We start from the raw sequence: 7,729 nt of genomic DNA, 5'->3' as shown, positions 1-7,729 counted from the left end.
ACGTCATGGCGGTTCCCCCGACTCCGAAGACGAAGAGCTGACTGTGGCCGTGGCTGTTGGTGTGGCCGTGGCCGTGGACATGCAGAGGAGGTGGCTGCCCTTCGGCATGGGGCCCTTCGGCAGCGGCATGTTGCTCATGAGGTCACCCATGGCGCGCAGCTTGTCGTTGATCTCGGTGATCTGCGGGCCGGCCAGCACGCGCGGCAGCTTGAGCAGGGTGGTGCGCACCTTCTTGAGCGGCACCTCGCCCTCGCCCGTGCCCACGATGAAGTCGTGCACCGGCACGTCCGGCATGATCCGGGCCAGCTTCTTCTTCTCGTTCGCGAGCAGCGGCTTCACCCGGTTGGGGTTGCCCTCCGCGATCAGCACGACGCCGGCCTTGCCGACGGCCCGGTGGACGATGTCCTGCTGCCGGGTCATCGCGACGGCCGGAGTGGTCGTCCAGCCCCGGCCCACGTTGTCCAGTACGGCCGCGGCCGCGCCCGGCTGTCCCTCCATCTGCCCGAAGGCAGCCCGCTCGGCCCGTCGTCCGAAGACGATCGCCATCGCGAGGAACGCCACGAGGAGGCCCAGGATGCCCAGGTAGAGCTCGTGCCCGATCAGGAAGCCGATCGCAAGAAGGACACCGAAGGTGACAATTCCCACGCCCGCGACGATCAGACCGACCTTCGGGTCGGCCTTGCGCGTCATCTTGTACGTGAGGGCGATCTGCTTCAGTCGCCCAGTGTTCGCAGCAGTCTCTGCGTTTGACTTCCTCGCCATACAGCGAGTTTACGTGGCCTGCGGGGTTCGGGTAGCCGCGGCCTCAAGTACGTGTTCGGTTTCGACCCTGTCCTTGGCCCTGCGGCGGTCTTCGAGCACCGCCGTCCAGGCGTTCCGGCGGGCGCCGCTCATCAGCAGCGACTCGATGCCCCGGAAGGCGTCGGAGAGGGACGGGATGGCGATGGCGCGTACGGGCGCGGCCTGCATGATGTCGATCCCTTTCACGGAACTCACGTCGGCAGTGCGTGTAGCGAGCGTGCGTGCTGCGGTGCGTGCGCACTGCGGTGTGTGCGGTGCGTGGACCTAGCGTCACTGATTGGTGTTACCAGCGCATGACCTCGCGGTCAAACGTGACGAAACATTGACGCGGCCCGCCGGGCTCTTCCTTGAAAGAGCCTAGGGGCCGCGTCGCTGCGGTGTTACCGACTAGTAAGCCTTTGTGCGCGAGTTCACACGCGCGGTTCACACGCTCGCGGCGCGCTTCTCCATCGCCTGGGTGTACAGACGTCCCGCCCGGTACGAGGAACGGACCAGCGGGCCCGACATCACACCGGAGAAGCCGATCTCCTCGGCCTCCTTCGCCAGCTCGACGAACTCGGCCGGCTTCACCCAGCGCTCGACGGGGTGGTGCCGCGGCGAGGGCCGCAGGTACTGGGTGATGGTGATGAGCTCGCAGCCGGCCTCGTGCAGCTCCTTCAGAGCCTGCGAGACCTCCTCGCGCTCCTCGCCCATGCCGAGGATCAGGTTCGACTTGGTGACCAGGCCGTAGGCGCGGGCCTGCCGGATCACGTCGAGCGAGCGCTCGTAGCGGAAGCCGGGGCGGATCCGCTTGAAGATGCGGGGCACGGTCTCGACGTTGTGCGCGAAGACCTCGGGGCGGGAGGCGAAGACCTCCTCCAGCAGCTCCGGGACCGCGTTGAAGTCGGGGGCCAGCAGCTCGACCTTGGTGTGCCCGCTCTCGCGGCCCGCCGTCTGCTGGTGGATCTGGCGCACGGTCTCCGCGTACAGCCAGGCGCCGCCGTCGGCCAGGTCGTCGCGCGCGACGCCGGTGATGGTGGCGTAGTTCAGGTCCATGGTGACCACGGACTCGCCGACACGGCGCGGCTCGTCCCGGTCCAGGGCCTCGGGCTTGCCCGTGTCGATCTGGCAGAAGTCACAACGCCGGGTGCACTGGTCGCCACCGATGAGGAAGGTGGCCTCGCGGTCCTCCCAGCACTCGTAGATGTTGGGACAACCGGCTTCCTGGCACACCGTGTGCAGTCCTTCGCCCTTCACCAGGGCCTGCATCTTGGTGTACTCGGGACCCATCTTCGCCCGGGTCTTGATCCACTCGGGCTTGCGCTCGATGGGGGTCTGGGCGTTACGGACCTCCAGGCGCAGCATCTTGCGTCCGTCGGGTGCGACTGCGGACACGACCGGCTCCCTGTGACTTCGATTGTTCGGGCGCCCACCAGGGTACGCCCGTAATTTCGTACGCTCTTACGTCGGCCAACCTGCGAGGGGGCGGCCGCATTCCCGGGGGGTCAGGCGCCCGCCACCGGCTCTATGTCGCGGGGCCGCAGCTCCGCGTGCTCCAGTACGTCCTTCAGGTGCCGTTCGACGACCGGCAGCACCTCGGCGATGGTGATCTCGCGGCCCAGCTCGTAGGAGAGCGAGGTCACACCGGCGTCCCGGATGCCGCAGGGCACGATCCGGTCGAACCAGGTGTTGTCCGGGTTCACGTTGATCGCGAAGCCGTGCATCGTGACGCCCTTGGCGACCCGGATGCCGATGGCGGCGAGCTTGCGGTCCTCGCGGCGCTGGCCGGCGTTGGACGGCGCGTACTCGGGGCCGTTGAGCCGGGCGTCGAACTCCTCGTCGTGCAGCCGCGGGTCGAGGTCCAGCGAGAGCCCGCCGATCATGGGGCGGTCCTCGACGGGGTCGCCGAGCACCCAGACGCCGCTGCGGCCCTCGACCCGGGTGGTCTCCAGGCCGAACTCGGCGGCGGTGCGGATCAGCGCCTCCTCCAGGCGGCGGACGTGCGCGACCACGTCCACCGGGCGGGGCAGCTTCATGATCGGGTAGCCGACCAGCTGGCCCGGGCCGTGCCAGGTGATCTTGCCGCCGCGGTCCACGTCGACCACGGGCGTGCCGTCGAGCGGGCGCTCACTGGGGTCGGTGCGCCGGCCCGCCGTGTAGACCGGCAGGTGCTCCAGCAGCAGGCAGGTGTCCTCGACCTCGTCCGCGAAGCGGGCCGCGTGCACCCTGCGCTGCTCTTCCCAGGCCCGGGTGTACTCGACGGATTCCGGCCCGAAGCCCAGATGGACAAACCCAAGCTCAGCCACCGCAGCGCCTCCTCATTGAACCTGCTGTGTGCACGTACTTCACTGAGCAAGGGTACGGCGGCCCGCTCGGGCCCCTTCAGGGCCCCGGGTCGGGCTCCGCGGCGGGCCCGGGCGCGAGCTCCCGGCCGGGCGACGGCGGGGGCCACGGCAGCTGCTTCGGACGGCGCCGGCCCTTCGGCGGCCGGTCCGGGTCCTCGTCCGCGCGCGGCAGCCGACGGTGGCCCTCCGAGTGGTCGTTGACCCAGCCGCACACCCCGCACGCGTACCGCCCGTCGAGCCCCGCGATGTAGGTGCCGCAGCGGCGGCACTCCGCCTCGGTCAGTTCGGGCGGGGGCAGCGGGGCGGTGGATTCGGTTCGCTCCTCGGGGAGGTGCGCCCCGTGGGGCCGAGGGGTCATGCTCCGCAGCCTATGTGGGCGGAGGGGGTCGGTCCGTAAAGGGCCCTACTCATTCTGCACACGATCGGATGAATGTGGGGCAGAGAGGGCGGCATGGGCGAAGTTCGCCGCTACATTCACGCCGTTCACAGGGCCGGGACTCCGGTCCGTCACGTCAGGAGACCGTGGAGCCGATGACGGAACGACCTGCCCAGCGCGTCCCCAACCGGCAGCTCGCGGCGCTGATCGCGGAAGCCGGGTTCTCCAACGCCGGGCTAGCCCGCCGCGTCGATCAGCTCGGCCTGGAACACGGTCTCGACCTGCGGTACGACAAGACCTCCGTGACCCGCTGGCTGCGCGGGCAGCAGCCGCGCGGGACCACCCCCGCGCTGATCGCCGAGGTGTTCACCCGGCGCCTGGGGCGGCGGCTCTCCGCGCAGGACCTGGGGCTGGACGCCTGCGCACCCGTGTACGCGGGGCTGGAGTTCGCGGCCACGCCGGAGGAGGCCGTGGACATCGCGAGCGGGCTGTGGCGCAAGGACTCCGGCTCACACGCCGAGCTCCGGAAGATCGCCTTCACCCCGGCCGGACTGGTCGTGCCGAGCCGGGACTGGCTGATCGGGCGGCCCGACGAGCGGGTGGGCCGGGGCGCGGATCCGGCGGCGGCCCGCGTCCCGCTGCAGGGCCGGGCCACGGTGCCCCGGCAGCGGCAGATCGACCGGGGCCCCGGGCAGCGGGTGACCGGCGGGGACATCGCCGCGCTGAGATCGGTGAGCGAGCTGTTCCGCACCCTCGACCACGCCTACGGCGGCGGCCACGCCCGGCAGGCGCTGGTGCGCTACCTGGAACACGAGGCGGAGCCGATGCTCCGCGGCACCTACGGGGAGACCACCGGGCGGCGGCTGTTCTCGGCCGCCGCCGATCTGACCCGGCTCGCGGGCTGGACCTCGTACGACATCGCCGCGCACGGGCTCGCCCAGCGGTACTTCGTGCAGGCCCTGCGGCTCGCGCAGGCCGCCGCCGACCGCGCCTACGGCTCGTACGTGCTGGTCACCATGAGCCGGCAGGCGGTCTACCTCGGCCACGGCCGGGAGGCGGTGCAGCTGGCCCGGGTGGCCCAGCAGGGCGTGGGCTCCGGCCCGCCGCCGGTGGTGCAGGCGCTGCTGCACTCGGCTGAGGCGCGGGGGCACGCGGTGCTCGGCGAGGTCCGGGCGTCGACGGCCTCACTGGTGCGGGCCGAGCGGGCGCTGGGCGCGGCCCGGCCGGGGGACGACGTACCGCACTGGGCGCGGTTCTACGACGAGGCGCAGCTCGCGGACGAGTTCGGGCACTGCCACCGGGACCTCCAGCAGTACCGGGCCTCGGCCCAGCACGCGGAGCGGTCCCTCCAGCTGAGGGCGCCGGGGTACGCGCGGTCCCGGCTGTTCTGCCGGGTGGTGCTGGCCACGGCCCGGCTGGGGCTGGGCGAGCTGGACCAGGCGTGCGCGCTGGGCGCGGAGGCGGCGCAACAGGCGTCGGAGATGCGGTCGGTGCGGGCGGTGGAGTACGTACGGGACTTCGAGCGGCGGCTGGAGCCGTACCGGGACGCTTCGGCGGTGCGGACCTACCGCGATCGGGTGGCGGCGTTGTCGTGACGCTGTGCGGGCCCGGCCCCCCGAGGGGGACCGGGCCCGGGCCGAGTGGTTCTCAGGCCGCCACCGGAAGTGCGGGCTCCGGGGTGGCCGGGAGCGGGATGCCGAAGTCGCGCAGGAGGGCGCCGGCGGCCCGGCGGGCCGAGTGCAGGGCGCCCTGGACGGTGTTGGTGTCGCGGTGGTCGCCGCACACGTACAGCCCGGCCAGCACCCGCACCGGGCGCCGCAGGTCGTGGGGCGGGGGCATGGCGGGGACCGCCTCCGGGGTGTGGTGGACGGCCAGCAGCTCCCAGTCCCGGGTGGCGGTGTCGTAGAGCCGGGCGAGGCGCGAGGCGACCGTCCGTACGGGCGGTGGCGGTCCGAGCACGGTCGTGGTGACCAGGCTCCGGCCGGCCGGGGCCCGCGTCGGGTCGACCGCGCTCATCACGGCGGTGTGCGAGACGGGCCACTTGGGGTCCGCGTCCAGGAGCAGCGAGCCGTCCCGGGACAAGGGCGTGGCGGTGGCGTGGTGCAGGACGGTGACCTCGTGGAAGGCGGGCACGCGCAGGCCGGGCAACAGCCCGGCGGCGGCGCGCGCGCCGGTGGCGAGGAGGACGGAGCGGCAGCTGAAGTCGCCGTGCTCCTCGGTGGTGACCAGGTTCGTCGCCACCGAGCGGACCCGGACGCCGGTCCGGACGGTGCCGGGCGGCAGGGCGGCGGCGAGCAGGTCGGGCAGGGCCGCCGCGCCGCCCTCGGGCACGGCGAGGCGACCGCGGGCGAAGGTCCGCAGGGCGAGGTCCGCGACCCGGCTGGAGGTGGTGAGCTCCGCATCGCGGAGCAGGGCGGCGAGCAGCGGCCGGAGCACCCCGTTGAGGGTGCGCGGCGGCAGCCCGCGGGAGCGCAGGGCGGCGTGCGCGGTGCGTTCGGGACGGGCGAGCAGTTTGTCCTCCGGCAGGGCGGCGAGCCGGCCGAGGGCGGCGCTGAGCCGGGCCTGGTCGAGGGAGCCGCTGGCCAGGGCCCGGGCCGGGGTGAGGGCCCCGGCCCGCAGCTGTTTGCCGTCGGTGTGGACCAGGACCCCGGGCACGAAGGGGCGCAGGGTCAGCCCCTGGAGGCCCGGGGTGCGTTCGAGTTCCGTGTACGAGGTGTTGAGCAGCTGGCCGATCCGGTCCAGCCGGAATCCGTCGGCCGACTCCGTGGCCATCCGGCCGCCGGGGTCGTCCGCGGCCTCCAGGACGGTGACCGTGACTCCCGCTGCGATCAGGTGCTGCGCGGCCGCGAGTCCTGAGACTCCGGCTCCTACGATGACGACGTCCGCATGGTGCGCGGCATGGTGTGCGCTGCTGAGCACGTGCCCCTCCCCGAGGTCGGCGCGGCTGTGTGGGGATCCTCCTTCCCCCAACCGGCTCCACGGGAACCCGAGTTCGGCTGGGTATTACGGTCAACTCCGGTCGCACGACGGTCGCATCCGGGTCACGAACGGTCGCACGGCGGTCGCACGCGGCGGGAGCCCCGGGCTCGCGACTCAGAGGGCGGCTCAGAGGGCGGCGCGGAGGGCCTGCTCGATGCCGGGGTCGCGGAAGACGAAGCCGGAGGCCAGCAGCCGGGCGGGGCGGGCGCGCTGACTGCCCAGCACGTCCGCGGAGAGCTCCCCGAGCACGATGCGCAGGGCCGGCGCCGGTACGGGCAGCAGCGCGGGCCGGTGCAGCACCCGGCCCATGGCCGCGGTGACCTGGCGGTTGGTCAGCGGCTCGGGGGCGGTGAGGTTGACGGGGCCTTCGATGCCGGGGGTGTCGATGATGTGGCGCAGGGCCGCGACCTCGTCCCGGAGGGAGATGAACGACCAGTACTGGCGGCCGTTGCCCAGCCGGCCGCCGAGACCGGCGCGGAAGAGCGGGAACATCCGGCCCCAGGCCCCGCCCTCGCGGGCGACGACCAGTCCGGTACGGGCGAAGGCGGTCCGGATCCCGGCCTCTCGGGCGGGGGCGGCGGCCGCCTCCCACTCCACGCAGACCGAGGGCAGGAAGCCCTGCCCGGCGGGGGCGTCCTCGTCGACGACCCGGTCGCCGGTGTCCCCGTAGTAGCCGACGGCGGAACCGCTGACGAGCACGGCGGGCGGTTCGTCGAGCGCGGCCGCGGCGCGGGCGATGGCGGCGGTTCCGAGCACCCGGCTGTCCCGGATCTCCTTCTTGTACGCGGCCGTCCACCGGTGGTCCCCGATCCCGGCCCCGGCCAGGTGCACTACGGCCCCGCAGCCGGCCAGCCCCGCGGGGTCGACGTACCCGCGCGCGGGGTCCCACCGCGCCTCGTCCCCGCCGGCCGGCTCCCGCCGCACGAACCGCACCACCTCGTGGCCGTCTGCCCGGAGGGACCGCACGAGTGCACTTCCGATGAGCCCGGTCGACCCGGTGACTGCGATACGCATGCCGCCATTCTCCCTGGCGGGTGGCCGCGCAGATGGAGTGCCGTTCGCCTCCGGGCGCGGCGCAGTGCCTTCCGCCCGTCACCCCACGGTGCTCCGCGCCCGCGCCTCAAACGCCGGCGGGGCTGGATCGGCCGGCGTTTGGCGCCCAGATCGCCACCCGGTCCCCGGGCCGGACGCCGTGCGCGATGGCCGCGCGGGCGGCGGCGGCGATCTCGGCGGCGAGCCGCGCGAAGGT

General features: G+C 73.2%; 8 protein-coding genes. 1 reads left to right on the top strand and 7 read right to left on the bottom strand.

The genetic code is table 11. The features are described from left to right. Nucleotides 1-3 precede the first annotated feature (3 nt). The 5 genes from AB0D29_RS38440 to AB0D29_RS38420 form a co-directional block, all read right to left on the bottom strand. Nucleotides 4-762, bottom strand: coding sequence for a DUF4191 domain-containing protein (locus AB0D29_RS38440; RefSeq protein ID WP_362860489.1), 759 nt, complete (start codon nucleotides 760-762; stop codon nucleotides 4-6). Nucleotides 763-771: 9 nt separating this feature from the next. Next, nucleotides 772-969, bottom strand: a complete 198-nt coding sequence (locus tag AB0D29_RS38435) for a hypothetical protein (protein WP_215013833.1) — start codon at nucleotides 967-969, stop codon at nucleotides 772-774. A gap of 255 nt (nucleotides 970-1,224) precedes the next feature. Beyond that, nucleotides 1,225-2,175: a lipoyl synthase gene (gene lipA / locus AB0D29_RS38430; RefSeq protein ID WP_362860488.1), complete on the bottom strand. Its 951-nt coding sequence runs from the start codon at nucleotides 2,173-2,175 to the stop codon at nucleotides 1,225-1,227. A 110-nt stretch (nucleotides 2,176-2,285) separates the two neighbouring features. Further along, the gene (gene lipB, locus AB0D29_RS38425; RefSeq protein ID WP_362860487.1) at nucleotides 2,286-3,086 is read right to left on the bottom strand and encodes a lipoyl(octanoyl) transferase LipB; all 801 of its coding nucleotides are present in this window, start codon (nucleotides 3,084-3,086) and stop codon (nucleotides 2,286-2,288) included. A gap of 76 nt (nucleotides 3,087-3,162) precedes the next feature. Continuing rightward, nucleotides 3,163-3,483 (bottom strand): hypothetical protein, encoded by a 321-nt coding sequence (locus tag AB0D29_RS38420; protein WP_362860486.1) that lies wholly within the window; start codon nucleotides 3,481-3,483, stop codon nucleotides 3,163-3,165. Between the two features lie 173 nt (nucleotides 3,484-3,656). Here AB0D29_RS38420 and AB0D29_RS38415 point away from each other — a divergent pair, with 173 nt between their 5' ends. Next, nucleotides 3,657-5,096, top strand: coding sequence for a regulator (locus AB0D29_RS38415; RefSeq protein WP_362860485.1), 1,440 nt, complete (start codon nucleotides 3,657-3,659; stop codon nucleotides 5,094-5,096). Nucleotides 5,097-5,148: 52 nt separating this feature from the next. Here AB0D29_RS38415 and AB0D29_RS38410 read toward each other — a convergent pair whose 3' ends face one another. Together AB0D29_RS38410 and AB0D29_RS38405 are read right to left on the bottom strand one after the other, a co-directional pair. After that, a complete protein-coding gene (locus tag AB0D29_RS38410; RefSeq protein WP_362860484.1) occupies nucleotides 5,149-6,420 on the bottom strand; it encodes an NAD(P)/FAD-dependent oxidoreductase in 1,272 nt (423 codons plus the stop codon). A gap of 186 nt (nucleotides 6,421-6,606) precedes the next feature. Continuing rightward, nucleotides 6,607-7,494 carry a TIGR01777 family oxidoreductase gene (locus AB0D29_RS38405; RefSeq protein WP_362860483.1) on the bottom strand — a complete coding sequence of 296 codons (888 nt, stop codon included), beginning with the start codon at nucleotides 7,492-7,494 and terminating at the stop codon, nucleotides 6,607-6,609. Nucleotides 7,495-7,729 lie beyond the last annotated feature (235 nt).

It is taken from the genome of Streptomyces sp. NPDC048424, assembly GCF_040651555.1.
Lineage (GTDB): Bacteria > Actinomycetota > Actinomycetes > Streptomycetales > Streptomycetaceae > Streptomyces.
This window is presented reverse-complemented; position numbering and strand designations above follow the sequence as displayed.

Bases quoted from the DNA above. Each gene is read 5' to 3' on its own strand.
- AB0D29_RS38415 (WP_362860485.1), top strand. From the start codon at position 3,657: ATGACGGAACGACCTGCCCAGCGCGTCCCCAACCGGCAGCTCGCGGCG.
- AB0D29_RS38435 (WP_215013833.1), bottom strand. From the start codon at position 969: ATGCAGGCCGCGCCCGTACGCGCCATCGCCATCCCGTCCCTCTCCGAC.
- AB0D29_RS38420 (WP_362860486.1), bottom strand. From the start codon at position 3,483: ATGACCCCTCGGCCCCACGGGGCGCACCTCCCCGAGGAGCGAACCGAA.
- AB0D29_RS38405 (WP_362860483.1), bottom strand. From the start codon at position 7,494: ATGCGTATCGCAGTCACCGGGTCGACCGGGCTCATCGGAAGTGCACTC.
- AB0D29_RS38440 (WP_362860489.1), bottom strand. From the start codon at position 762: ATGGCGAGGAAGTCAAACGCAGAGACTGCTGCGAACACTGGGCGACTG.